Source organism: Geomonas agri, assembly GCF_020179605.1.
GTDB classification, from domain to species: Bacteria; Desulfobacterota; Desulfuromonadia; order Geobacterales; family Geobacteraceae; genus Geomonas; species Geomonas agri.
Window position 1 is genome coordinate 2281415 of record NZ_JAINZO010000001.1, and the last position, 25242, is coordinate 2306656.

General features: G+C 61.3%; 27 protein-coding genes. 4 read left to right on the top strand and 23 right to left on the bottom strand.

What is annotated here, in order from left to right; translation table 11 throughout:
- Window positions 1–29: 29 nt before the first annotated feature.
- From rpmF to sppA, 3 genes are all read right to left on the bottom strand, one after another.
- A complete protein-coding gene (gene rpmF / locus K7R21_RS09910; protein ID WP_015721360.1) occupies window positions 30–212 on the bottom strand; it encodes a 50S ribosomal protein L32 in 183 nt (60 codons plus the stop codon).
- Window positions 213–225: 13 nt separating this feature from the next.
- Window positions 226–762 carry a YceD family protein gene (locus tag K7R21_RS09915; protein WP_224983091.1) on the bottom strand — a complete coding sequence of 179 codons (537 nt, stop codon included), beginning with the start codon at window positions 760–762 and terminating at the stop codon, window positions 226–228.
- Window positions 763–910: 148 nt separating this feature from the next.
- Complete coding sequence (sppA, locus tag K7R21_RS09920; protein WP_224983092.1) at window positions 911–1792, bottom strand: signal peptide peptidase SppA; 882 nt, start codon at window positions 1790–1792, stop codon at window positions 911–913.
- Between the two features lie 274 nt (window positions 1793–2066).
- Between sppA and K7R21_RS09925 the strand changes: the two genes are divergently transcribed.
- Window positions 2067–2531 carry a metallophosphoesterase family protein gene (locus tag K7R21_RS09925; protein WP_224983093.1) on the top strand — a complete coding sequence of 155 codons (465 nt, stop codon included), beginning with the start codon at window positions 2067–2069 and terminating at the stop codon, window positions 2529–2531.
- Here K7R21_RS09925 and K7R21_RS09930 read toward each other — a convergent pair.
- From K7R21_RS09930 to K7R21_RS09980, 11 genes are all read right to left on the bottom strand, one after another.
- A complete protein-coding gene (locus K7R21_RS09930; protein ID WP_224983094.1) occupies window positions 2528–2917 on the bottom strand; it encodes a hypothetical protein in 390 nt (129 codons plus the stop codon). The two genes, K7R21_RS09925 and K7R21_RS09930, sit on opposite strands and share 4 nt — an antisense overlap.
- A gap of 37 nt (window positions 2918–2954) precedes the next feature.
- Window positions 2955–3341 carry a response regulator transcription factor gene (locus K7R21_RS09935; protein WP_224983095.1) on the bottom strand — a complete coding sequence of 129 codons (387 nt, stop codon included), beginning with the start codon at window positions 3339–3341 and terminating at the stop codon, window positions 2955–2957.
- Between the two features lie 16 nt (window positions 3342–3357).
- Window positions 3358–4287: an ABC transporter substrate-binding protein gene (locus tag K7R21_RS09940; RefSeq protein WP_224983435.1), complete on the bottom strand. Its 930-nt coding sequence runs from the start codon at window positions 4285–4287 to the stop codon at window positions 3358–3360.
- A 49-nt stretch (window positions 4288–4336) separates the two neighbouring features.
- On the bottom strand, window positions 4337–6592 hold the full coding sequence (locus tag K7R21_RS09945; protein WP_224983096.1) for a hypothetical protein: 2256 nt from the start codon (window positions 6590–6592) through the stop codon (window positions 4337–4339).
- A gap of 14 nt (window positions 6593–6606) precedes the next feature.
- Window positions 6607–7608 (bottom strand): DmsE family decaheme c-type cytochrome, encoded by a 1002-nt coding sequence (locus K7R21_RS09950; protein ID WP_224983097.1) that lies wholly within the window; start codon window positions 7606–7608, stop codon window positions 6607–6609.
- Window positions 7609–8442 (bottom strand): ABC transporter ATP-binding protein, encoded by an 834-nt coding sequence (locus K7R21_RS09955; protein ID WP_224983098.1) that lies wholly within the window; start codon window positions 8440–8442, stop codon window positions 7609–7611. It abuts the gene before it with no gap.
- 182 nt (window positions 8443–8624) lie between these two features.
- A complete protein-coding gene (locus tag K7R21_RS09960; RefSeq protein WP_224983099.1) occupies window positions 8625–9059 on the bottom strand; it encodes a hypothetical protein in 435 nt (144 codons plus the stop codon).
- 42 nt (window positions 9060–9101) lie between these two features.
- Window positions 9102–9506, bottom strand: a complete 405-nt coding sequence (locus K7R21_RS09965) for a CoA-binding protein (protein WP_224983100.1) — start codon at window positions 9504–9506, stop codon at window positions 9102–9104.
- A 254-nt stretch (window positions 9507–9760) separates the two neighbouring features.
- On the bottom strand, window positions 9761–10705 hold the full coding sequence (locus K7R21_RS09970; protein WP_224983101.1) for a tetratricopeptide repeat protein: 945 nt from the start codon (window positions 10703–10705) through the stop codon (window positions 9761–9763).
- A 20-nt stretch (window positions 10706–10725) separates the two neighbouring features.
- Window positions 10726–11529, bottom strand: coding sequence for a hypothetical protein (locus K7R21_RS09975; protein ID WP_224983102.1), 804 nt, complete (start codon window positions 11527–11529; stop codon window positions 10726–10728).
- Window positions 11507–12664, bottom strand: a complete 1158-nt coding sequence (locus tag K7R21_RS09980) for an acetoin utilization protein AcuC (protein ID WP_224983103.1) — start codon at window positions 12662–12664, stop codon at window positions 11507–11509. The genes K7R21_RS09975 and K7R21_RS09980 overlap by 23 nt, the downstream gene beginning before the upstream one ends.
- 238 nt (window positions 12665–12902) lie before the next feature.
- Between K7R21_RS09980 and K7R21_RS09985 the strand changes: the two genes are divergently transcribed.
- Both K7R21_RS09985 and K7R21_RS09990 read left to right on the top strand, forming a co-directional pair.
- Window positions 12903–14123: an ammonium transporter gene (locus K7R21_RS09985; protein ID WP_224983104.1), complete on the top strand. Its 1221-nt coding sequence runs from the start codon at window positions 12903–12905 to the stop codon at window positions 14121–14123.
- A gap of 134 nt (window positions 14124–14257) precedes the next feature.
- Complete coding sequence (locus tag K7R21_RS09990; protein WP_224983105.1) at window positions 14258–14845, top strand: response regulator; 588 nt, start codon at window positions 14258–14260, stop codon at window positions 14843–14845.
- A 55-nt stretch (window positions 14846–14900) separates the two neighbouring features.
- Here K7R21_RS09990 and K7R21_RS09995 read toward each other — a convergent pair whose 3' ends face one another.
- Entirely contained in the window at window positions 14901–16199 is a 1299-nt protein-coding gene (locus K7R21_RS09995) for an aspartate aminotransferase family protein (RefSeq protein WP_224983106.1), read from the bottom strand.
- Between the two features lie 198 nt (window positions 16200–16397).
- Here K7R21_RS09995 and K7R21_RS10000 point away from each other — a divergent pair, with 198 nt between their 5' ends.
- Window positions 16398–16670 carry a PilZ domain-containing protein gene (locus tag K7R21_RS10000; RefSeq protein WP_224983107.1) on the top strand — a complete coding sequence of 91 codons (273 nt, stop codon included), beginning with the start codon at window positions 16398–16400 and terminating at the stop codon, window positions 16668–16670.
- A gap of 56 nt (window positions 16671–16726) precedes the next feature.
- Here K7R21_RS10000 and hypE read toward each other — a convergent pair whose 3' ends face one another.
- The 8 genes from hypE to K7R21_RS10040 form a co-directional block, all read right to left on the bottom strand.
- Window positions 16727–17737 carry a hydrogenase expression/formation protein HypE gene (hypE, locus tag K7R21_RS10005; protein ID WP_224983108.1) on the bottom strand — a complete coding sequence of 337 codons (1011 nt, stop codon included), beginning with the start codon at window positions 17735–17737 and terminating at the stop codon, window positions 16727–16729.
- A gap of 74 nt (window positions 17738–17811) precedes the next feature.
- Entirely contained in the window at window positions 17812–18903 is a 1092-nt protein-coding gene (gene hypD / locus K7R21_RS10010; protein WP_224983109.1) for a hydrogenase formation protein HypD, read from the bottom strand.
- Window positions 18900–19130, bottom strand: a complete 231-nt coding sequence (locus K7R21_RS10015) for a HypC/HybG/HupF family hydrogenase formation chaperone (RefSeq protein ID WP_216498374.1) — start codon at window positions 19128–19130, stop codon at window positions 18900–18902. The genes hypD and K7R21_RS10015 overlap by 4 nt, the downstream gene beginning before the upstream one ends.
- Window positions 19131–19225: 95 nt before the next feature.
- The gene (gene hypF / locus K7R21_RS10020; protein WP_224983110.1) at window positions 19226–21499 is read right to left on the bottom strand and encodes a carbamoyltransferase HypF; all 2274 of its coding nucleotides are present in this window, start codon (window positions 21497–21499) and stop codon (window positions 19226–19228) included.
- A 21-nt stretch (window positions 21500–21520) separates the two neighbouring features.
- Window positions 21521–22384 (bottom strand): hydrogenase nickel incorporation protein HypB, encoded by an 864-nt coding sequence (gene hypB / locus K7R21_RS10025; RefSeq protein ID WP_224983111.1) that lies wholly within the window; start codon window positions 22382–22384, stop codon window positions 21521–21523.
- Between the two features lie 18 nt (window positions 22385–22402).
- The gene (locus K7R21_RS10030; protein WP_224983112.1) at window positions 22403–22585 is read right to left on the bottom strand and encodes a twin-arginine translocase TatA/TatE family subunit; all 183 of its coding nucleotides are present in this window, start codon (window positions 22583–22585) and stop codon (window positions 22403–22405) included.
- Between the two features lie 172 nt (window positions 22586–22757).
- On the bottom strand, window positions 22758–23243 hold the full coding sequence (locus K7R21_RS10035) for a HyaD/HybD family hydrogenase maturation endopeptidase (protein ID WP_224983113.1): 486 nt from the start codon (window positions 23241–23243) through the stop codon (window positions 22758–22760).
- A gap of 289 nt (window positions 23244–23532) precedes the next feature.
- On the bottom strand, window positions 23533–25212 hold the full coding sequence (locus K7R21_RS10040) for a nickel-dependent hydrogenase large subunit (protein ID WP_224983114.1): 1680 nt from the start codon (window positions 25210–25212) through the stop codon (window positions 23533–23535).
- Between the last annotated feature and the right edge of the window lie 30 nt (window positions 25213–25242).

The following is a 25242-nucleotide window of genomic DNA, read 5'->3' on the forward strand; positions in this document are numbered from 1 at the left end:
AACAGTCACGGCTTAGGTGAGACGAAATCCTAGAGCTCTTCAGCCTTCAGCACCTGACGTCCTTTGTAGGTGCCGCAGGACGGGCAGACGCAATGCGGCAGCTTCGGTGCCTTGCACTGCGGGCAGGTCGAAACGGTCGGAGCGGTGAGGAAATCGTGTGCACGCCTCATGTTCTTGCGCGACTTGGAGGTCTTCTTCTTAGGTACAGCCATGATGTTCTCCTTTTTACTTTTCTATCTTGATCTTCTTCAGGGCGGCCATTTTCAGATTTATCCCGCCGCGATCGCAGCCGCATTCTCCGGCGTTCAGGTCAGCTCCGCACTCGGGGCAAAGCCCGCGGCACGACTCGCTGCATAACGGTTTATAGGGTACTTCCAGCGCGACCTGCTCGGCGATCTCGGGATCCATGTCGATCTCGTCGCCGCTGTAGGTGGCCGAAATGAGTTCTTCGTCGGAAAGCTCGACTTCCTCGTCCAGCTCCTCACCCTTGCTCTCGGTGTAGAAGATGGTGAAGTCCGAGGAGATCGAGTAATCGTACTCGGCCAGGCAGCGGGAGCAGGTGAGGCGTACCGCGCTCTCCACCTTGCCGGCGGCCCTGACGTGGTCATACTCCCAGATCGCGGCGACCTGGGCGTTCACCGGTGCGGTGAAGACACACTCGCCCGCTTTTTCCATCTCTACCAAGGCCGGGAAGTGTGAGGCAGGCTCCGACTCCGAGAGGTCGAGCTGCTTCTTTTTCACCTTATCTATCTCTATCTTCAAAGGAAGATCTCCCCTTTTTCAAAGTTTCCCAGTATATAGATGGCGGTTTTTTTGTCAAGGTAAATCTAAAGACAGCGGCGGGGCCACAGGCAAGGCTTGAGCCTCTGTCACAACGTGCACTATCGCACCAGTTTCGGGTACCGGATCACTACCAACCGAGCCGGTAGTCAACGCTCACCCCGCTCTCAGAGTCGGAGAGAACGCCGATGCGCTGGGCGGCGCTCTCCACCAGGTAATCGAGGGCGCGCGCCTTCTTCTTAGGCAAGCGGATCAGCCGCGGCTCCCCCTTGATGCCACCGAGACGGGCCGCCTCGTCGATGGCGTCCTGCATCGAGCCAATGCGGTCCACGAGTTTCAGGGCGAGCGCCTGCTCGCCGGAGAAGATCCTGCCGTCCGCGATGCTCCTGACCTGCTCCTCCGGGAGCCTCCGTCCCTGCGCCACCGCTTTCACGAACTGCCCGTGGGTGGAGTCGATCACCCCCTGCAGCATCGCCTTTTCCTCGTCGGTCATGGTGCGCGCGGGAGAGCCGGTATCTTTGAACTTGCCGGTTTTGATGGTGAACGCCTTCATGCCGACCTTGTCCATGAGCCCTTCGAGGTTGGAGAACTTCATCAAGACGCCGATACTCCCGGTGATGGTGCCGGGGTTGGCGTAGATGAGGCTGGCAGGTGCCGAGACGTAGTAACCGCCGGAAGCCGCGACGCTTCCCATGGAGACCACCACCTTCTTGCTCTTGGCCAGGTCTTTCACCGCCGCGTAGATTTCCTGTGAAGGGCCGACGACTCCTCCCGGGGAATCGACCCGGAACACCACGGCCTTGGCGTGCTCGTCTTTCTTCATGGCCCGCAACTGGCGTATGGTTTCCTGGCCATCGACGATCACGCCTTTCAGTTCCACGATACCGACCCCGTCCCCTCCGGAGAGGGAGTCCTGGTCGCCAACCAGAGAGGTGACCACAGCGACGCAGGCGCCGAAAAGGAGGAACAGGCCTACAAAGAAGGCGGCGATCCACAGCAGTAATTTCTTCATGACTCCTCCGTCTCTCTTTTCCGACTGAAGCCTTTGAGAGCAAACACAAGGGCGAATATGTACCAGCCCTACAGGATCAAACGTTTACAGCTTATTTTGCTTGTCTTTTACTGAGACTCTGTCCTATATCTGAACAGTAGGGGGTGACGCAAAGGCATTGAGCGCGCCGCCAACAACTCTACACCATGCGGGTCACTCCGCAAAACCCAAATATCCGGTGGCGGGGGCTCGGCTGAGTGTCCCGCTGTTACCAAAGAGAGCTCGAAGAGGACGTATGAGAGTATTGGTTATCTCCGACAGCCACGGCAACTACGCCCACGCCTTCCGAGCCCACGAACTTGCCGGTCCTGTGGATCTCGTCGTTCATCTGGGGGATGGATGCGATGATGCTCGCATGCTGGAGGAAGTGCTGGAGGTACCGGTGCACCGGGTGGCGGGTAACTGCGATCTGGACCGGCGCGTACCGGCGGAACTCACACTAGAGCTTGGGGAGTGCCGGTTCCTGCTGACCCACGGCTACCGCCAGCACGTGAAAAGCGGTCTGTCGCAACTGATAGGGCGGGGGATGCAACTGGGAGCGTCGGTGGTGCTGTACGGTCACACCCACCTTGCCGACGTGCAGTCGACGGACGGGATGCTGCTGGTGAACCCGGGTGCCCTCAAGGAGGGGCTACCCGGGAGCTACGCCGTCGTCACGGTCGAAGGAGCCACGGCAAAGGCCGAGATCTTCCCTCTCTAGCAGCCACAGCCGCAGTTGTGGCAGACCTTGCGGTTCTCGTCGTCGGGAGCGACGGTTTCTGGCGCGAAAGCCATGCGGTTCACCGCGCGCCGGATGTCCTCCTGGAGGTCGAGGCGCGGGCTCTGGCCGATGACGTGGCCGATGCAGATGTTGCTGATCCCGTCCGACGGCGAAGCGATGCGAATGGAATTCAAAAGGTCGCCATAGCCGTTCACTTCAATCACCTGCCCGGGGTCCGCCCCCAGTTCCAGGGTGATGTCAAAGCGCTGCAGTTCTTGGGCCAGTTCCGCGAAGAAGATATCAAAGGTAAATCCCGAGAGGATCGATTCCCACTCAGGCTTGCTCTTGCTGCGTCCGTAACAGGTAAGTCTCATCTGCTTTGCCATGCTGTGTAGCTCCTAAAAACAGGGGCGAACCCCACTATTAACTCCCCGCTGCCTTTCTCTGCATCGAACTGAAGATCATATCCAGCACAGCCTTCTGCTTGGCCTCGTACTTATTGAGAACAGCCAGACAGGTTCCCATGGGAAACTGCTCGTGCAGGTAATCGGAATCGCGCCCGGACAGAATCACGATCCGGTTCTTGTCGATGCCGACCGAGAGGGCATAGCTAAAAATCTTGGACCCGTCGAGGGTGGGCATCTCCAGGTCGACTAGCAGGAGGTCGACCTTGCCCTGTCTGAGGATGGTCAGGGCGAGCAGGGGTTCGGTACAGGTTATGACGTCCAACAGCGGGTAGAGTGCGTGGATCTTGTCCTTGAGCGCCCCCACGAATGCCGCATCGTCATCAACGATCAAAATTCTTCCCATCAATACCTCTATCTATCTATTTAAGCACCCGGGTGGCGTTGGTCAGCACCGGGAACGGGACATTCAGCTCAAGCAGCCGCGCCGCTTTCAGGTTGACCACCAGGTCCACCCGCTTGGGGGTGATGACCGGCAAGTGAGATGCCTTTTTCCCGCTCAGGATGCGCGCCACGTAATCTGCGGCGAGCTGCCCCTGCTCGACAGGATCTGCCTCCAGCGAAACCAGCGCCCCCTTGTGAGCCGCTCCCGGCATCTGCGAAATCACCGGGATCTTCAACTCGTTGCAGCGATGCACGATCTTTTCGAAGGAGCGACAGCCGGCAGTGCACTCGGTAACGTACACGCAGTCGACCCTGGTGGCAAAGAGGGTGGCCAGGGCCGCGTCCAGCGCGGTCGGGGAGGCGACGTTGGTTTCCACCAGTACCACCCCCGATTGGGCGGCGACCTTGCGCGCTTCCTTTAACTGCGCCAAGGCGCCTTCCTCGCGGTTGGCAGAGATGATACCGAGGGTCTTGATCTGTTTCACTTGCATCGCGGCCTTGATCAGCGTCACCAGGGGGACCTTTGAACTCACCCCGGCGGCGTTGCGCCCGCTGGAGGTCATGCTCTTGGCGATCCCGGTCTCCACCGGACCATAGACGTCGGCAAAGACCACGGGGATGTCCTGCGCCTCGCGCAGGGCGGCCAAACTGGCGGAGGTGCCATAGGTGACGATGACGTCCGCACCGATGGCGTTGAACTTCCGGACGCTGTTGGACCAGGAGATGAGATCCGGGTTCGGGGTCTGGGTGATGACCTCGACGTTGCTCTGATCGTATCCCTTCTGCACCAATGCCTTCACAAACGCCTTGTGGGCCTCGCGGTAGCGCGGCAGGTCGCAGGTCAGCAACGCCGCAACCAGTTTTCCGGCCGCACGGGAGTCCGCCGCGGGGATCACCGCGCAAAGCAGCAGGAGCAGAAGTATGGAACGGACCAGTGTCTTGATAACTACCCCTTGGTCACCACTTTGCCGAGAGGCCGGCAACGATGGTGTGGACAGTGCCGCTGTAACTCTTGTAGGCGGACTTTAACTCGTTGTAGTCGCTCACCGAATACTCGAGCGTGGTGGAAAGGACGCTCGAGAAACGGTACTCGCCCCGTGCCGCAAGCGAGCTGATTACGGTGTCCTGCTCGGAAATCTCCTTGACCCCGGTGGTGCTGCCGGGGATCAGGGTAAAGGTGGTGTCGGTCGGCACAAAGGCAGCCGAGGACCTGATCTGCTGCGCCATCAACGAAAGGTCGCACTTTTCCCCCAGTGAATAGGAGGCATTCACGCCATAGACGTGGGACGTGCTGGTAAACTCCGAGGCGGCCTGGCTGCCGGTGAATACGCCGGTAAAAAGAATTCCCTGCTCCACCTCCTGGTGCAGATAGGAATAATTGGCCCCGACGGTGAGTTTTGGGATGGGCACCCACCAGACACCGATGTTAGCGTTCTCGCTGTCAACGTTGCGGGCTGTCAGTGGAGCAAGAGAGAACGTGTGCCGCTCGAAAGGGACATCTACCAGGTACTTCCTCACTTGGTCGTTTTCGTCACGACGCAGCACGGCATGACTGGTGATGCCCCAGCGATTGTTAAGCGTGTAGGTCAAAAGCAGCTTGGCCTCGTGGCGGGTTTCAAATGCCGCGCCGTAGCCGGGGTGATCGGCGCTGGCATAGCTGTAATGAGCACTGGTCCTGAGCCCCTTAATGGGACGATAGTAGGCCGACAGCGAGCCGGTGTGGGTGGAGGAGTTGTGTGGCAGCCCCCAGGTCGTTTCCGTCGGCACATCGCTCACGTTGTTTCTGCGCAAGAAGTCGCCACGGTACTCGCCGACCAGGGCGAGGTCCAGACGCGGCCGGTAGGAAACGGTGCCGGTGACGAGGTCGCGGGTGCTTTCAATGGGCGGTTTGGCTACCATGACCGGGTCGGCGAACGCAGTGTTGATGAGGGCGCCCCGGTTGCTGTAGTCAATTTCCTGGCGCCGGTATTTAAGGGCGAAGCTGTACTCACGGCTGGGGGTATAGACCAGGTCCCCGGCGGCATTCTGCAGGAAGGTCCTCATGTGGCGCGCACCGATGGTATCGCTCAGATCGGACAGGTTTTCGCGCCGCTCGAAGCTGTACGACCCGGAGCCGACCAGGCCTCCGGCCAGCGATGTGTGCAGTTTCAAGGTGTGGGAAAAGAAACTGCTGTCGGGATTTTCGTTGTGCTGCAGCGATCCGCCGAGGAAATCCGGTGTACCGCTGAAGTCGTTGCGTGCGGCATACGTCCCCACCGGTGTGGCAAGCCTGTCTTCGAAGTAGCGCGCCTTGAAGTCGTAAATCACGTCGACCGGGCCAAGGTGTGAATCCAATCCGACATGCCCTTCCTGAATCTGCTGGTTCACGCTGCGCGGCTGGGCATAGACGGTATTGGCGGCTCCCTCAAAGGCGGTATCTGCGAACCGCTGCTGGATGGTCCCCTCCTTTTGGTAACGCCAGTAGCCAAGATTCACGTGCAGGGGGAAGTTATGCAGCCGGTAGCGGAAGTCGGCCCGGTCCTGCACCACGCTCACCCCGTAGTTCGCCGTCGGGTCCTGAACCGCAGTGTAGGTGGCAGGGGTACCGGCATCGGTACGCCCACTGGTAAAGGAGGGGGAAAAGAGGATCTCCCGGTCCAGGTTGTGGTACAGGGACTCCGTCCTGAGGTGGAGGCGGTAATCACCCTTGTAGTCCATGAGCAAGTCGCCATGGTAGTCGTTCTCGTTCAGGTAGAACCCTTCCAGCTCCAGGTTGGTGTCCTTCTCCATGTGCCGGTAGAAGAGGCCGCCGCTGCGGCTGGACTTGAGAAAGCCGTACTCCAGCGCGCGTCCGCGGTAACCGTCGCCGAAGACAAAGTTGTAACCGAGGAAGCCGCCTTTGCGCTCCAGCACCTCCACCTGGCGGTCATCCTCCGGCAGCGGTGCCCCTTCGATATGCGGCTGCACCGGGGACGCATCGGCGGCCGGGGGCACTTCTCCGCCAACTACTGGCGGCTGCTCCGTGGCCGCGGGGGCCTCCGCGCCGGTCTGCCGCTCCTCTTCCGCGGCGTTGCCGGCCGATTCGTCGAAGGGGGCATCCTTTTCTGCTGCCGCTGTCGACTCCTGGCTCGCCACCGGGAGCGGCTCCTGCTCCGCAGCTGCCACGCCTCCGGTTACCAGCAGCAGAAGCAGCAGAGGCGAGACGACGGTTGATATGAGCGGTTTTTCCACCATCCGGCTCCTTTCCGTTACTGGCGCAGCGTCCCTCTGCCGGTGATGGCAGGCGAAGGGGTATCGGTGCCATGCACCTGGGAGTGACAGTCGGTGCAGCGATTGACGAAGAGTTGCTTCAGCCCTGGCGTGTTGGTGGCCAGGTGCCCGGTGTGGCACTGCAGGCACAGAAACGGCATCGCGGCATTCAGGAGGTTGTTATTCACCGACCCGTGCGGGGTATGGCAGTTCATGCAATTCTCGGTGACGTCCCCGTGCTCGAAGGCGAACGGCCCCTGTTTTTCCATGTGGCACCGGGTGCAGGTCTCCTTGGGGGTGTTGCCCCGGAGCAGGCGGTCCTGCGTCGAACCGTGCACTTCGTGACAGTCCACGCAGAACATCTTCTTCTCCCGCAACGGATGGTGCGAAAAGAGGGAGTTTTCCGCCTGCACCTCGGGATGGCAGCTGAAGCACATCTCGGACATCTGCTGCCGGCTCACCTTCTGCTGCGGTCCCTGGTGCAGCTTATGACAGTCGAAGCAACTTACCTCGTGCAATGCGTGCGGGCTGGCATTCCAGTGGGAGAGCACGGGCATGGAGGCGGCCGAGTGGCACTTCAGGCAGATCAGGGATTGGGCCTGGGGCGGCAGGTGCATGATATCCAGGAAGGTCGAGGTATCGCACTTCTTCTTGAGGCGGGTGTTCTCCTCGCGGTCGTCGCTTAAGTGGGCGATGGCGAGGCTGCCGGGGCCGTGGCACGATTCGCAGTTGACCAGCGGCAGCCCGGTTTCCGGCTTGATCTGTTCACCGTGCAGGCTGTGGCTGAAATCGTCGGTGATCTTGTCGTGGGCGTGGCACTTGGAGACGCAGTTGTTGGTGCCAACGTACTCGGCGTCGAGGCGACCTACGATCATCTTCTCGTAATCGCGGATGGGGAGGATGGGTTTGCTTTGCTTGAGGTCGGCGCAGGAGACCGAAAGAAGGGGGAAAAGCGCCATGAGGATCACGAATTTGCCGCGGCGCAGAAGAAGTGCTGACATCTATTCCCCCCTTATCCCCTTGGTCGTGGTGTAGATGAAACCGCGCACGATGGGATTTTCGCTATTCTTAATCTCACGCGGCGTGCCGACCTCGACCACGGAGCCGCCGTGCATCATGGCAATCCGATCCGAGATGTACAGCGCGAAGTTCAGGTCGTGGGTCACGATGACCGTGGTGTTCTTGGTGCTTTCCTTGAGCTTCAGGATCGTGTTGGCCAGCTCGTCCGTGGTGACCGGGTCGAGTTCGGCCGTTGGCTCGTCGTACAGGATCAGGTCGGGGTTCATCGCCAGCGAACGCGCGATTGCCACGCGTTTTTTCATGCCGCCGGAAAGTTCCGAGGTGCGCAGTTCCTCCTTGCCCACCAGTCCGACCATTTCCAGCTTTTGCTTGATGATCTCGCGAACCTGCAGCTCTTTGCAGACCCTTTTCTCCCTGAGCCACAGTCCCACGTTCTCCCCTACCGTGAGGGAATTGAACAGGGCGGAGGACTGGAACACCATGCTGTAGCGGTAATCGTGAGTCGCGGAGTGCCCCCCCTCGCCGAAGATGGGGAGGTCATCGATGTAGATCTCGCCGCTGTCGGGGGACTCCAGCTTCACAATGTGTTTCAAAAGAACACTCTTGCCGGTGCCGGACGGACCGATGATGCTGAAAGTCTCCCCAGCCTTGATCTCGAGGTTGACGTCCTTGAGCACGTGGTTGGGCCCGAAGGACTTGTTCAACTGTTCGATCCTGATGCCCACCCCCCTAGTGTCGTGCAGGTTCACTGCCCGGTGACCGTTGTCGGGGTGAAAGAAAGAGCCGGGGAGGCCGTGTTTAAGCTTCTCGAACATCAGTATCCTTGTGAGAACGAAGTGTCACGGCGGCCACCGTGATAAGTTCGGCTTTGCCAGTAAATACTGTCACCTGCCATTGCAAAGAAGCGCGCACATACTACCAGAGTTGTAAGCCCGCTGGCAAGGGGGAATATTTGAGGACACTTAACGTTTACACAATCGCACGGGACCGGTAACAGTTAGAAAAGGTAGGGCGAAGGGTTGTCGAACTCCCGCCTCACCCTGAAGATGTAGATGTTCATCAGGATCAGGGCGATGGACGCAAGCAGCGTCGAGGAAAGGAGATCTCCTTCGGGGACGGGGGCCTCGGCCAGGCGCGCGTATTCGGCCGCTGGAATCAGGGAGAGGTTGACCCATGCATTGCAGATGTCGAGCAGGTTGTAGCCGATCAGTAGCCACACGGTGAGACGCTGCCGCTTGAGCACCCCGAGCAGCAGGTACAGCGAGATCAGGCTGTCGCAAAAAACGAAGCGTTGGGCGGTCCCTCCCTGGTACAGAGTCCCCATGAAGGGAAAAGGGTTGCCGTAACTGGAGAAGCAGAGCAGCAGCGAGAACGAGGTGAGCAGGACCAGGGGCCACAGCGAGGCGGGGCGCCTGCCGTTTTCATCGGGCATGGGGCACCCCGCCGTTTTCGCTACCAAAACGAAGCAACAGTATCAACGCCGCACCGCCTTGACGTGCTCCTTCAACATGCAGCGGTCCATCACCACCTCAAGGCCCGCCTCGCGGGCGCGTTGCGCGGCCTCTTGGTGGACCACCCCTTCCTGCAGCCAGACCACCTTGGCTCCTTTGGCAATGGCCTGCTCCACGATTTCCGGCACGAACTCGGAGCGGCGGAACACGTCGACGATCTCGACCGGCTCCGGGATGTCGGCCAGGGTCGGGTAGCTCTTCTCGCCGAAGACCTCCGCGACGGCGGGGTTCACCGGAATGATGCGGTAGCCGGCCCGCTTGAGATAGGCGGCGACCTCGTGACTGGGCTTGCCGGCGTCGGGGGAAAGCCCCACCACGGCGACGGTACGGTACTTGGTCAGTATCTCTTTGATGTCAGGAACTTGCATGAGCACCTCCCTTGGAAACCGAGTCAGGATACATTGTTGTGACTGCGCGATGCCGACAGCTGGCGCCGAGCAAACGAAGCCAGGCGGTCAATTTCTTTCTCTGCGTCCTTCGCTGGTGTTTTGCAATCTTCAAGTAACCGCTTTCCCCGTCTACCGTTTGCGCATACCGCTCAGGGCGACGAAGAAGAAGATTACCGCCATTACGCCGGCGATAAAGATCCAATCTGCCGGGCTGAATCCGAACATGACTCCTCCTACTGTTCCAGTTGCTGCAGTGTGGCCTTGGCCTCTGCAAAATCGGGATTGATCTTCAGGGCCTGGCGCAGGTAGAAGCGGGCGTCACCGGCTGCGCCCAGGTCCTTGCAGCAGAGCGCCAGGAGGTACGGTATCTCGGCCATGGGGAACTCCAGGGCGAACCAGGCGTCGGCCATGACGTCGTTCAGGATGGCGGTCGCCTCCTGGTAGCCGCCGTCCTCACGCAGGGCCATGGCCCCCGCGATCGCCTCCAGGTAGTCCACCGCGGGCACCCGGGGCACCTCGCCCCGCTCAATCCGCTCCAGACGCGCCCTCAGCTCGGCCTGGGCTTTCGCCTCGACCTGGGGCAGGAGTGTGTTCCAGAGCGCGGCAGCCTTGTCGTACTTGCCCAAGAGGAACGAGACCTCGGCAAGGGTGGTGAGGCAGCGCGGCTGGTCACCACCCAGTTCACGGGCCCGGTCCAGGTACCCCTCGGCCTTGAACAGGGTGACCGTGGAGAGGTGAAGGGCGGAGAACCGGCAGGCCTGCTCCAAAAGGGTGGCACCGATCTCCAGCGGGAAGTGCGCATTCTCCGGCTCAATCAGGGCGAAGATGCGCAACAGCTTAACGCGCCGCTCCAGGTAGGGAACCTCGACGTCCTTTTCACCAAGCATCAGGATGTGGCTGGCCAGCTCGGACACGTAATGCGGGTATCCCTTGAGCATCTCCGCGTAGAGTTCGCAGCAGCGGCAGCCGGGGTCCATGCGTAAGGCCTGGTACACGCCGCGCCCGACAGCGTCGTAGCCGGGTAGTTGCCCCTCCAGCGCCTTGTAGTCGTCGTCCAAAAGCGGGATCTGCTCCGGCCCGATGGTGAAGGACACCTTGCCGTCCAACCCGCTCACCGTGGTCCCCGCGGGGGGACGGTAGTAGGTAATGCCAGTGAGGGGGGTCATCTCTCTTTCCATGAAACGCACTCCTTTTTCCGCTAACGCTCCCGCCCGGGAAACGTGTTGACACCGGCATGCACGCCGATGGTCTTGTAGATGCGCACCTCGTCCCAGGGCTCGTCGAGGATGCCGTCGTGGATGGCCCAACTGCGCCCCAGTACGCTTTTTTCCATTCCCGGCCGCCGGAACGGGGTGGAGCCGTCCAGCCTCCGGTACAGGATGCCGCCCGGTGCAAAGCCGGCGTCGATCTCCTGCATCAGTCTCTTGCCCACCGTATAGTCGAAGCCGTACTTCTCGTAGCGGATCGCGTTGTCGTAGGTGAGGGGCTCGCCGACGATGAGCTGCATCCCGAGCGCCTCAGTGAAGCGCTCGAGAAGAGGCAGAAACTCGCCAAACATCCTCAGGCCGCGCCGGGTCTGGTTCGGGAAGAGCCCTGCCTCCATGGCGCGTTCCTCTTCCGCCAGGTTGCGCCCGAGGGTCGCGAAGATGTTGTTTTTCCCGTGCTCGTCGAGGTCCACGTCGTAACGCGGCGCCGTCGGATCCGCTATGGTGCAGAAGGAGAGCTCCATCTGGCCGTGATGCGTATCGCAAAGCTCCAGGAAGAACACCGGATCACGGTCCTCGCAAGCCCGGCGGGCTACCAGGCGCAGAAAGCGCAGTCCCTCAGGTGCGATCACCTCGACGCTGCCCCGGTCCCGGATCAACTCCAGCAGGCGCTCGGGGAGAAGTGACCGGTAGATCGCCTCCTTCTCCACGGCAGGCAACCGGTTAATGTCGTACAGGGAGAAAAGCTGCCTTCCCCCGCTGTCGATCAACACCTTATGTCCGGTAGTGTTTGCCATAGTCGCCGATCAGGACCGGGAAGATGTGGTCGCGCACGTAGGCGATGCTCTTTTCCACCGCGTCGAGCGCCCGGTTGCGGTCGTCTTCCTCGGCCCAGTGCATGGCGTCGAGGAGCATCCGGTGCGGGTAGCCAAGCTGTGAGATCAATTCGACAAAGGAAGCGGGTAGCCGCGGGGCAAGCTCCCGGTCGTTCATGATGCCCCAGGCGATGGTCCAGGCCCGCGCCACGTTCATCTGGTCGTACCCCCCTCCCCCCACGGCGACCCAGGGGATCTCCAGGGCGCGCAGTTTCCTCATTATATAGGAATAGGCGTGGGTGGTCACCTCGAGACGGGTGAGCGGGTCAGTCCTGAAGGTATCCGCCCCAAGCTGGGTAAAGAGGACGTCCGGGTCGAAAGCGGCGATCAGGGGGAAGGCGACCTCGTCGAAGGCCTTCATGAACAAGGCATCGTCGGTGTGGGCCAACAGCGGGAGGTTAACCGAGTACCCCTGCCCCGCTCCCTCGCCGGTCTCGTTCTCGAACCCGGTCCCGGGAAAGAAGTAGACCCCGCTTTCGTGCAGAGAGATGGTGAGCACGCGGTCGTCACCGTAGAAGGCGTTCTGCACCCCGTCGCCGTGGTGGGCGTCCAGGTCCAGATAGACAACCGTCTTTCCCTGTTCCAGGAGGTAGTTGATGGCGACTACCGCATCGTTCAGGTAGGAGAAGCCTGATGCCCGCCCCGCCTGGGCGTGATGGTAGCCCCCCAGCGGGTTGAAGGCGGCATCGTACCCTTCATCGGCAACCAGGCGCGCCGCCTCCAGCGTGCCGGAGACCCCGAGGCAGGCCCAGTCGTAAACGCCAGGAAAGACAGGATTCTCCACGTCGCCGAGGCCGTAGCGGAAGTCCGCTCTTGGTTCCTCCGCCGCGCTGAACTCCCGCAACCGGTCCAGGTAGTCGGCGCGGTGCGCCCCCAAAAGCTGCGATTCGTTCACCGGACGGGGCCGCACCTCGGTCATGCCGGGGAGGCTCAGCAGTCCGTAAGCGCCCATCAGGTCACGCGCCAAGCGGTAACGCTGCACCTTGAACGGGTGCTGTTCACCATAGCAGTACCCGGACAGGTCGGTACAGGCGATGAGTGCGGTTTTGCGCGACAACGGGGAACCTCCGGCGAAAGTGTGGACAAATTTACCCGTTGGCTGTTTACAGGTCAACCTTTAAATCCTGCCCACGGCTTAGGCACTGCTGCCCATTTTACAGGCAAACTAGCGCGACGCTCTCATTAGCGAAGAACTGCCACCAATGTTATTTCAAAGAGATATCGGCTTGGCAAACTGCTTGCTTGTGTGTGGCGTTCTCCAACGACGGGGAGCGAGATACCAACGGAGGTAGCAAATGAACGGGATGTCGACGATGACGACTCTGGCCAACAGCAGTGATGTACTTTTCCTGATGCTCGGCGCGGTAATGGTGTTTGCCATGCACGCCGGATTCGCCTTTCTCGAAGTGGGAACGGTACGTCAGAAGAACCAGGTAAACGCCTTCGTGAAGATCCTGACCGACTGGTCCGTTTCGACCGTGGTCTACTTCTTGATCGGCTTCCCCATCGCCTACGGCATCAGCTTCCTCAGACCGGTAAAGGAACTGCTGGGGCCGAACCAGGGCTATGACATCACCCACTACTTCTTCCTGCTCTGCTTCGCAGCCTGCATCCCGGCCATCATCTCCGGCGGCATCGCCGAACGCGCCAAGTTTTGGCCGCAGGTCATTGCTGGCGCCATCTTCGCCGGCCTCACCTATCCCCTCTTCGAATCCCTGATCTGGGGGCAGAACTGCTCCAGCCTGCAGGGGCTCTTCAAACAGTTCGGCGGTGCCGAGTTTCATGACTACGCGGGTTCCGTGGTAGTGCACTCCATCGGCGGCTGGCTCGCCCTTCCCGCCGTCCTCATCCTCGGACCGCGCATGGGACGCTACATCAAGGGCAAATCTCATCCGATCCCGATCAGCAACATCCCCTTCCTGGCCCTAGGCTCCTGGATCCTCGCCATCGGGTGGTTCGGCTTCAACGTGATGAGCGCCGGACACCTGGACAAGATCTCCGGCATCGTCGCGGTCAACTCCCTGATGGCCATGGTAGGCGGCGTGCTGGCAGCCCTCATCGCCGGCAAGAACGACCCGGGCTTCGTGCACAACGGCGCTCTCGCCGGCCTCATTGCCGTCTGCGCCGGGTCCGACATCATGCATCCGCTGTTTGCCTTCGTGACCGGCGCCATCGCCTCGGTGATCTTCGTGTACGGCTTCCACATCGAGCAGGAGAAACTCAAGATCGACGACGTGCTGGGCGTGTGGCCGCTGCACGGCATCATCGGCTCCTGGGGCGGCATCGCCGCAGGCATCTTCGGGCACGAGGCCTTGGGCGGTATGGGCGGTGTCACCTTCGTCTCCCAGTTGCTCGGTTCGCTCTCCGCCATCGTCTTCGCCCTGGTCAACGGCTTCATCGTCTACGGCGTGCTCGCCAAGACCGTGGGGATCAGGCTGAGCCAGGAGGAAGAGTTCGCCGGTGCCGACCTCTCCATCCACAGCATCGGCGCCTACCCGGAGCAGCACATCCGTTAAACCACCGTCGCACGTTGCGCAACCCAATGAGGCCCCGAAACCGGGGCCTCTTTTTTTGTTTTGTATTTTTTAAAGAAGAATGTATTATTTGCGATGTTAATAAATTCTCATTACCGTAAAAGGCGTACCTTATCATGAAGATACCCTTGGGACAGTTGCTGGTTCAGTCCGGCATCATAACGGTAAAAACATTGGATCGCGCCCTGGCGCGGCAGCAAAGCTGCGGCCTGACGCTTGGTGAAGCGCTTCTGGAGATGGGAGTGATTACCGAGGATGAGTTGCGCGAGGCGCTGGGCCAGCAGGCCCAGGCACTGGCAGAGATGAAGATCCTGCTGGTGGACGACCACTCCGCCATGAACTGCGATGTGGAAGGTGCCCTGAAGAAGGAGGGATACCAGGTTTTCATTGCGCGGGACGGGGTGGAAGGGCTAAAAATCGCCTTCTCGCAAAAGCCTGACCTGATCCTGTGTGATGCCAGTTCCCCCAGGATGGACGGTTACGCCCTGATGCGCGCCATCAAGGCCAACCCGGCCAGTGCCGGAACTCCCATGATCCTACTTACCTCGAAGGCGTCCCCCGAGGAGGAGCACCGCGCGCTGAAAGCCGGGTTCCACGACTTCATCGCGAAGCCGGTGATGACCATCCGCGTGGTGTCCCGGGTGAAGCGCGCCTTCGAGATCATGGACAAGTACCACGAACCCGAGGTGGCTCCCCCCGCCTGATCAGATCGACCTGCTCACCCGGCAGCACCGCCTGTCGCTGCCGGGCCCCGTCATTTCAACTCTTCCTCCTGGTCAACTCAACCAACGCATCGGACAAGATCCCCAGCGCCTGTTTCAGTTCGGCATCGCTCACGTTCAGTGGGGGGATCAGGCGGACCACGTTACGCTGCAAGCCGCAGCCGATCAGGATCAACCCCTTGGCCAGACACTCGTCAATCAGGTTTTGGCACAGCCTGCCGTCAGCGGCGCCGGCCTCGTCCACGAATTCCACCCCGATCATGCACCCCATCCCCCGGACATCGCCGATGCTCGGGTTGTGCATGGCCACTTCCTGCAGGTAGGAAACCATCTTGGCGCCGGCCGCGCAGGCACGGTCTAGAAGCCCCTCTTCCTTGATCGACTGCAACGTCGCCAAGGCGGCCGCGCAGGAGACAGGGTTCCCCCCGAACGTGGAACCGTGCGCCGGGGAATCCCACTTCTTCATCAGTTCCTTGGATGCGACCACTGCCCCGAGCGGCAGACCGGAGGCGAGTGCTTTGGCGGTCACCAGAATGTCCGGCTTGACCCCGGCATGCTCGCAGCAAAACCACTTCCCAGTCCTGCCGACTCCGGACTGCACTTCGTCGAAGATGAGCAGGATGCCGTACTCGTCGCAGATCTTGCGCAACCCCTTGAGGTAAGTCCTAGGGGCCGGGTAGTAGCCTCCTTCCCCGAGGAAGGGCTCGACGATGATGGCGGCCACCTCCTCCGGTGGCACCTGGCGCTGGAAGAGCCGGTCCAACTCCTCCAGGCATCTGCCACCGCACGCCTCGGCGTTCATGCCGCACGAGCAGATGAAACAGGCGGGGTAGCTGACTTGGTACACGGAGGGAACCAGCGGATGGTAACGCCTGCGGTAGGCGGAGGAGCTGCTGGTGAGGGAGAGGGCCCCCATGGTGCGCCCGTGGAATCCCCCGGTGCAGGAGACGATTGCCTGACGGCCGCTGGTGTAGCGCGCCAACTTGAGGGCTCCCTCGACCGCCTCGGCACCGGAGTTGCCGAAGAACAGCATGTCCAGTCCGGCGGGCGTGACCGAGGTCAGTTCCTCGGCGGCCGCTACCGTTGCTTCGCTGTAGTAGATACCGCCGGCGTGGAGGTAGTGGTCCACCTGTTTCTTGACCGCCTGGATCACCTTGGGATGGTTGTGCCCCAAGTTAAGGACCGCAAGTCCGGAGGAGAAGTCGAGAAAGCGCCTGCCGTCGATGGAGACGACTTCCGTCCCCTTACCGTGGGCGATGGTGATCGGGTAATAGTGATGCGCCGGCGGAGCTATGACTGCAAATGCCCGTTGCACCATCCTGTCGTCTTCGGTCATCATGCACCCCCAGCTTTACATTAATAGTAACAAATGAAGGTTAGATGATAGCAGAGTCATGAGGGTGCGCAAGACGGACGCTAATGCTGCCGGAGAACTTTTTTTGCGGTTGTTGCAAATAAAAAAGATTAGACTACACTAACGTCTGCGCCGAAATCGCCGTTCAAAAAACCAATGAAGGACTAAAAAGGAGGGGCGATGTACAAGGAAAAAAGAAACTTCGCCAGGCTGGCCTTACACGCGAAAGCGAACCTTCACCAGGGCGACCGCACCATCGAGGGAGAGGTTGAAAACCTCAGCATGAAGGGGGTCTTCGTGACGGCGGCACACAAGCTGGAGCAGAACGACATGGTAGCCGTGACCATCTACCACACGCTGACGCCGCAGGTGCTCTGCGACCTAAAGGCGAAGGTGGTCAGGATCACCGACCAGGGGATGGGACTGCAATTTGAAAAGACCCTTCTCGACTGAGAAGGGTCCCGATATACCTGCCAAAAACAGGGGAGTTGGTCGAGGCCGCCGCGGCCTCAACAGATGCGGGGCAGCTGCTCTCCCGCCAGCATCTCCACTCCCCTCACTCCACCAACCAGGGTTTCCATCTGCACCTTGCCGGCTGAAGTCTCGGTGACCTCGCCGATGATGGCGGCATCCTTCCCCAGTGGATGGCGGTGCATCCGCGCCAGGGCTGCTTCAGCCTGGTCCGGCGCCACGAACGCCAGCAGTTTCCCCTCGTTTGCAACATAGAGCGGGTCGAGCCCGAGGATGGAGCAAACTCCCTTGACCCCCGGGTTGATCGGGAGGCTCTTCTCGTCCAGCGTGATGGTCACGCCCGACTGCAGGGCAATCTCCTTGAGGGTGGTCGCCACGCCGCCGCGGGTCGGGTCGCGCAGCACGTGGAGCGCGGGACCAAGCGGCAGAAGGTCCGCCACCAGCCCGTTCAGGGGAGCCGAATCGCTCTGGATACCGCTGTCGATCTCCAGCCCTTCACGAGCCGAGAGAACGGCGATGCCGTGGTCGCCGATGCAGCCGTTGACGATGACCTTGTCGCCCACCTGCGCCGAGGCGCCGTCTATATGCAGGTTGTGCTCCACGGCCCCGATGCCGGAGGTGTTGATGAAGATGCGATCCCCCTTCCCTTTCGGCACCACCTTGGTGTCTCCGGTGACGATGGCGACCCCGGCTGCTTCAGCAGCTTCGCGCATCGACGCAAGAATCTTCGCCAGTTCGGCCTTGGAGAAACCTTCCTCGAGGATGAAGCCGACGGAGAGGCACAAGGGGCGGGCGCCCATCATGGCCAGGTCGTTGACCGTGCCGTTGACGGCGAGGTCGCCGATGTTGCCGCCAGGGAAGAAGATCGGGTCCACGACGTAGGAGTCGGTGCTGAAGGCGAGTTTGATGCCGCCGATATTGAGCAGGGCCGCGTCGTTTTGGCCGGCGACCGGCACGCTGGAGAGCTGCGGGATAATCAGCTCGTCGAGGAGCTGGTGCGAAAGCCTCCCGCCGCTGCCGTGGCCCAGGAGGATGAGGTCGTTGTTCAAAGGGGGTCTCCTTTTTGGTCAGACTTGTCGGACCAGTCGGACTTGCCGGACTGGTCTGACAACAGAGTTTTTTCTTACCGGCCGTACTTGAAGGCGGCTGCGCAGGTTCCCTCGGAGGAGACCATGCAGGCGCCTACCGGCGACTCGGGGGTGCACTTGCCGCCGAAGAGCGGGCAGTCGAAGGGGGAAACCTTACCCTTCAGGATCTCGCCGCACAGGCACCCCTTGTGCTCCTTGAGCTCCTCCACCTGCACCGGGATGGCCAGTTCGGCATCGAACTCGGCATACTTGTCGGCGATCCTCAGCCCGCTGCCGGGGAGCACGCCGATGCCGCGCCAGGGGGCGTCGAAGGGAGTGAACACGTCGGCAAGCATCGCCTGTGCCTTGGCGTTACCTTCCCAACGCACCACGCGCGAGTACTGGATCTCCACCTTGCTCTCACCGGCCAACGCCTGGCGCACCAGCATCTCCACGCCCTGCAGGACGTCGGTCGGCTCGAAGCCGGTCACCACGCAGGGGACCCTGTACTCCTCGCACAGGAAGCGGTAAGCGTCGGCGCCGATGATGGCGCTGACATGGGCCGGGCAGATGTAGCCGTCCACCTGCAGGTCCGGGTCCGCGGACAGGATCGCCATCGGCTGCGGCATGGTCTTATGCGAGGCGAGCACGAAGTAGTTGGTAAGTCCCTGCGCCTTGGCCGCCAGGATGCTGCCGGCGATGGTCGGGGCGGTGGTCTCGAAGCCGACACCGAGGAAGACGACGCGCTTAGTTGGGTTCTTGGCGGCGAGCTGCACGGCGTCCAGCGGCGAGTAAACGACACGGATGTCGGCCCCTTTGGCCCGCTCTTCCATTAGCGAGGAGCTTGAGCCTGGTACGCGGAGCATGTCGCCGAAGCTGGTGATGATAACGTCGGGGAGGCGGCATAGCGCGATGGCCCGATCGAGGTAGCTGTTGGGGGTGACGCAGACCGGGCAGCCCGGGCCAGAGATCAGCTTCACCTGCGGCGGGAGCAGGCTTCTCAGGCCGAACTGGTAGATCGCCATGGTGTGCGTGCCGCAGACTTCCATGAAGACCAGGGGCTTCTCCACCCCCTTGGTCAGCTCGGCGATACGCCGCGCCAATCCCTGCACCAACTCTTTATCGCGAAAGCTGTCGGAGTAGTTCATCCCATCAACTCCGGCGAGTAGACTTCACGCATCAACTCCAGGGTTGCCTTTGCATCTTCCTCGTCCAGCTTGGAGATGGCGAAGCCGGCGTGAACGATGACGAAATCGCCCACTTTAACTTCCTGGTCCAGCATCATGAGGCTCGCTTCGCGCTTCACGCCATCGACCTCGGTCATGGCAAAGTCGCCATCAATGCTGATCACCTGCATCGGTACACCTACACACATCTTCGGACTCCTTTTTACAATATCCGCGTTCGTATCCGTTTCGTCTTTCAAGGTTTGCCTGGGTCCCCGCCCCCGGAGGGGGAGGAGCAAAAGCATTACTGTCTCCGAAAAAGGTTGCCTGCGATGACAGCTTGGCCGAGGGCGAGGCCGCCGTCGTTGGGCGGCACCAGCCGGTGGCAATAAACTCTAAATTCCTCGGCCGCCAACCGCTCCGCGACGTCCTCGGTCAACAGCCGGTTCTGGAACACCCCGCCGGACAGGACCACCCGATCCAGCCCTCTTCCGGTTCTGATCCGTCCGCACATCTCAACGATCCCAGCCGCGACGGTACGGTGGAAAGCACGGGCAATGTTGGAACAACTCCTGTCGGCGGCAAGGTCAGCGCAGATGGCGGCGATGGTCGGGCCGAAGTCAAGGACCTCCCCCCCCTCCCCTGTCACCACATACGGATACGGCTCGCTCGCACTCCCCGTTTCCGCCAGCGCCTCCAGCTCGATGGCGGCCTGCCCCTCGTAGCTGATCCGGTGCCGCACCCCAAGCAGAGCCGACACGGCATCGAAAAGCCTGCCGCAGCTCGAGGTGAGCGGCGCGTTGATTCCCTTCTCCAGCATCTTCAAAAAGAGCGATCGGTCAGCCTCCTGCACTTCATCGCAGACGGCCAGCGGCTGCCGGAACAGCTCGTCACCGTGTAACCGGTACAGCGCCGAGAGCGCCATGCGGTACGGCTCCTTGACCGCTGCATCGCCGCCGGGCATGCGCATCTGGGCTAAGTAACCGCGCCGCTGGAAACTTTTATAACCGCCGACCAGGAACTCGCCTCCCCAGATAGTGCCGTCGCTGCCGTAGCCGGTCCCGTCCAGGACCACGCCGATCACGTCGCCGTCAAGGCCGTTCTCGGCCATGCAGGACGCCATGTGTGCGTGGTGGTGCTGCACGGCGATGCACGGCAATCCCAGCCCCTGCCCGTACACCGTGGAGAGGTAGTCCGGGTGCAGGTCATGGGCTACGACGTCGGGAGTAATCTCGAGCAGCCGCTGCAGGTGCCCCGCGCTTTCCTCCAGCGACGACATGGTCGCTGCGTTCTTCAAATCGCCGATATGCTGGCTCATGAAGCCTTGGGGGCCGCGGGTGAGGCAGAGGGTTGCTTTCAGCTCCGCACCCAGCGCCAGCACGCTCGCCTGTTCGCCCGGAAGTGCCAGCGCACGCGGCACGTAACCACGCGAGCGGCGTAAAAAGAGTGGCTCGCCCCGGTACAGGCGAATTACCGAATCGTCGGTCCGCATGTGGATTTCGCGGTCGTTGGTCAGGAACAGGTCCGCGATGCCGGAGAGCATACGGAGCGCCTCGTCATCCCGGTAGGCGATGGGCTCGTCGGACAGGTTGCCACTGGTCATTACCAGCGGACGACCAAAGCCACGCGCCAGCAGGTGCTGCAAGGGGTTCCCCGGCAGCATGAACCCGAACCAGCCGTTGCCCGGAGCCACCAGCTCCGCAATCGGTGTCTGCAGCCGTTTCCTCGTCAGGACGATGGGCCGTTCCACCCCGGCGAGCAACCGTCCTTCCAGATCGGAGCAGTGCACGTAGCGGCGCACGGAGTCGAGGTCGGCGGCGAGCATGGCAAAAGGCTTCTCGTCCCGCTTTTTGCGCCGACGCAACAACCCGATCGCAGCCTCGCTGCAAGCGTCAACGGCGAGATGGTATCCCCCCACCCCTTTCACGGCAACGATGGCACCTTCTTTCAGTGCCTCGATTGTCTGCCGCAACGGATCCCCAGTCACGGCAACTCCCTCGCGATCGTAAAGGCTCAGGCGGGGGCCGCAGACCGGACAGGCATTAGGCTGGGCATGAAAGCGGCGATGCAGCGGATCGTGGTACTCGGCCAGGCAGTCATCGCACATGGCGAAGCCGGCCATGGTGGTGGCGGGACGGTCGTAGGGGATGCCAGTGATGATGGAATAGCGCGGGCCGCAGTTGGTGCAGTTGATGAATGGGTAGAGGTACCGGCGGTTGCCCGGTTCGAAGAGTTCGGCGAGGCAGTCGTCGCAGACGTCGCAATCGGGGGATATCTCGCCGCCCTTCCCCGCCTTGGCGCTGTCGAGGATGACGAAGCCCTCGCCACCGGCTGTCGTGATCTTCTCGAACTTGAGCGAGCCGATCACGGCCAGCGGGGGTGCTTCCTCGCGCAGTGCGTGGCTGAAGGCTAGCAGGTCATTCCCATCCCCTTCCGCCTCGATCTGGACTCCTTTGCCGGTGTTGCGCACCCAACCGGAGAGCCCAAAACGCAGGGCGAGACGGTACACGAAGGGGCGGAAGCCCACCCCTTGCACGATGCCGTCGATCTCCAGGCTGGCACGCTCGCGTGAGGTCATCTCGTTACCGAAAGGTCCGGACTAGGCCTTGGACCGCTCCATCCCTTTCTTGAGCCAGGCGTACCACTCGTCCATCCCCTGGCCGGTCTTGCTAGAGACCTCGAGGATGTGGATACCCGGGGAGACCCGGCGCGCCATCTCCTTGCACTTCTCGACGTCGAAATCGAGGTAAGGAAGCAGGTCGACCTTGTTGAGCAGCATGATGTCGGCGGCGTGGAACATCTGCGGGTACTTGAGCGGCTTGTCCTCGCCCTCGGTGACGCTCAGGACGACCACCTTGTGGTGTTCGCCCAGGTCAAAGGAAGCGGGGCACACGAGGTTGCCAACGTTCTCGATCAGGAGCAGGTCCAGGTTGTCCAGGTCGAAGCTCTCCGTGGCGTGCAGCACCATGTGCGCGTCGAGGTGGCAGCCGGCGCCGGTGTTCACCTGCTTGACCGGCACGCCGGTTGCGGCGATACGCATGGCGTCGTTGTCCGTCTGCTGGTCACCCTCGACCACGGCGCAGCGGCAGGTGTCGGCCAGATCCTTCAGCGTCCGCTCCAGGATGGTGGTCTTGCCCGAACCGGGAGAGGAAACGAGGTTCAGTACGAACAGCCCCTTCTCGCGGAACAAGGCGCGGTTGCCCGACGCCATCCTGTTGTTCTTGGCGAGGATGTCGGTCTCGATCACCACCTTCCGGGCAGGCTTCTCCTCGCCGGTATGCTCGTGGTGATGGTGGTGCTTATGCCCCTCTCCGTGGTGATGGCCATGGTCATGGTCATGCCCGTGATGGTGGTCGTGACCGTGGTGGTGCCCATGACCGTGTCCGTGATGGTCGTGGTCGTGGTCGTGGTCATGATCATGATCGTGGTTGTGGTTCGGGCCGCAGCCGCAGTCTACGCACATATCGTTTCAACCTCCGGATTAGGCGTCTTTCTTATCGCTCTTCTCGTTGATCTGGACCACGTCCTCGCCGTTCATGGCCTTCTTGAAGCCCCTGATGCTGCTCCCCAGCGCCTGGCCGAACTGCGGCAGTTTGCAGGGACCGGCCACCACCAGCAGGATGACGGCTACGATGATCAACTCGGGCAAACCAAATCCAAACATATCGTTCTCCTTTGCAACGCTGACCCGGAGCGCCGGATCAGCCGTTTTTCCAAAATCCCCTCTCCCTCCGGGAGAGGGCTAGGGTGAGGGCTTTGGCACAGGGCACATGATCAGAGCCGGCAGCTCCCTCACCCGCCCTTCGGGCACCCTCTCCCGGGGAGAGGGACGAGAGCTAGGCATCTTTCCTTTTCAGTTCAACGCCCACCTTGGCCAGTTCCTCGACCACCAGGGCCGCCACCTTCTCGAGCCCTGCCTCAAGGGGCGGGGTGAGCTGGTCGCCCGGGTCGAGCGACTTGGCAACGATACCAAAGAAGGTGAGGTCGGGCTTGGGTGCGTCGCGCATCTCAGAGATCAGCAGCATCTCCTGCAAACCGATCTGGTGCGGCGACATCTTGACCGGTATGTTCTTGAGCATGATGTCTTCGCGCTCGTAGCGGAAGATGTCACCCGGTTCGCCCTTGGCCTGCACCACGTCTACCAGGATGACCTTGTCGGCCTCCTCGAACTTGAAGTGCACCATAATGCCTAGGGTACCGCCGTCGTAGAGTTCGACGTTCTCCGGGATCTGGTAGTGCTTCTCTAAATGTCGTACGAAATGGACGCCGAACCCCTCGTCGGAGAGGATCAGGTTGCCAGCGCCATAGATGAGGACCTGCATGTAACCTCCAGAAAAAAGAAAAGGCCGGGGGGAAAACCATGGCTTGGAACTAGGGACTGGGGGCTAGCAAAACCAGGCTCTAAATTAAACGAGTACCGGCGGCGGCACAAGCTTTTTTCGCTGGTGCGCGCCCCTTAAGCCTTTTGGAATTGCCGATTTTTTGCAGCCCCCAACCCAAACTTTCCTAACCACTGTCTTCCGGTCCCGGCCCCTGATTCGGGAACGGAGGGGCCGGGAGCCAAGCAGCCGTTTTACCAGCCCCTACCCCCGGCACCTAGTCCCTGTTTTGCTACAGTACCTTGACCTTGGTGATCTCCGCCCCTTCCGGATCCACGGTGTGGACGGCGCAGGCGATGCACGGGTCGAAGGAGTGGATGGTACGCAGCACCTCGAGCGGCTTGCTGGCGTCGGCGATGGGGTTGCCCATCAGCGATGCTTCGTACGGACCCATCTCGCCCTTGTCGTTTCTCGGTGCCGCGTTCCAGGTGGAAGGAACGACGGCCTGGTAGTTCTCGATCTTCTTGTTCTTGATCACGATCCAGTGGGACAGGGTGCCGCGCGGAGCCTCGTGGAAGCCGACGCCGCGGTACTCGCCTTTCGGGATCACGGTGTGGTTAGCATAGGTCTGGTCGCCGGAAGCGATGTTGGCGATCAGCTTGTCCAGGTTCTCCAGCGACAGGTCGGCCATGACGTGGGCGCGAGCACCGCGGCAGAAGAGACGGCCCATGGTGGAGTGGATGTCCTTCATGGAGATGCCCAGGGTGGAAACGGCGCCGTCGACGAGTTTCTTGACCTTCGGGTTGCCCGCAGCGTAAGCGGCCATGATCTGAGCCGGCGGACCGACCTGGACCGGCTTGCCATCGAGGGTCGGAGCCTTGCACCAGGAGTACTTGCCGTTTTCTTTGAAGTCGGTGTAGTCCGGCTTGGTCTCGCCGTCCCACGGATGCAGGGTGCCGTTACCCTCGTACCAGGCGTGGGTGACGTTCTCCTTGATGTTCTTGATCAGGTAGTCGTCGCGGTGATCCTTGACCATCCTGATGCCGCCGATGTTGCCACCCATGACCACGCCGCCCGGGAGCTGGAACTTGGTGTTCTTGGTGTCTTCCGGGAACTCCGGCACCGCCATGTAGTTGGTGACGCCAGCGCCGTACTTGAACCAGTCCTTGTAGGCACCGGCTATGGCGAGGAGGTCCGGGTAGTAGACCTTCTGGACGAAGTCGCGGGTCTCTTCCATGAGGGTCCGCAGGTAGATCAGGCGCTCCATGTTAAGGGTCGCGATGTTCTCGGTGTTGATCGCGGTGGCGACGCCGCCAACCACGAGGTTCTGGATGTGCGGGTTCTTGCCGCCGAGGATCGCGGTGGCCTGGGAAGCCTTCCTCTGGTAGTCGAGGGCCTTCAGGTAGTGGGCGACCGCCATCAGGTTCACTTCCGGGGAAAGTTTCATCGCCGGGTGGCCCCAGTAGCCGGTAGCGAAGATGCCGAGCTTGCCGCCGGCCACGAAGGCCTTCAGCTTGTCCTGCACTGCCTTGAACTCCTTCTCGGAGTTGCCCGGCCAGTCGGAGATGCTCTGCGCGATCTGCGCGGTCTTCTTGGGATCGGCCTTCAGCGCGGAGACGATGTCAACCCAGTCCAGCGCGGAGAGGTGGTAGAAGTGGACAATGTGGTCCTGCACCGAGTGCTGGGCGATCATGATGTTACGGATGTACTGCGCGTTCAGCGGCACTTCCACATCAAGGGCGTGCTCAACGGCACGGATGGACGAGATGGCGTGTACGGTGGTGCAGACGCCGCAGAAACGCTGTACGAAGCTCCAGGCGTCCTCGGGGGCGCGCCCCTTGAGGATGACCTCGATGCCGCGCCACATCTGGGCGGAGGACCAGGCGTTGGTGACCTTGCCGCCGTTTGCTTCGACATCGATCCTCAGATGTCCTTCGATTCGGGTGATGGGATCAAGCGTGATTCTAGACATTTATTCCTCCAAAAGGCTAATTGCTTAATT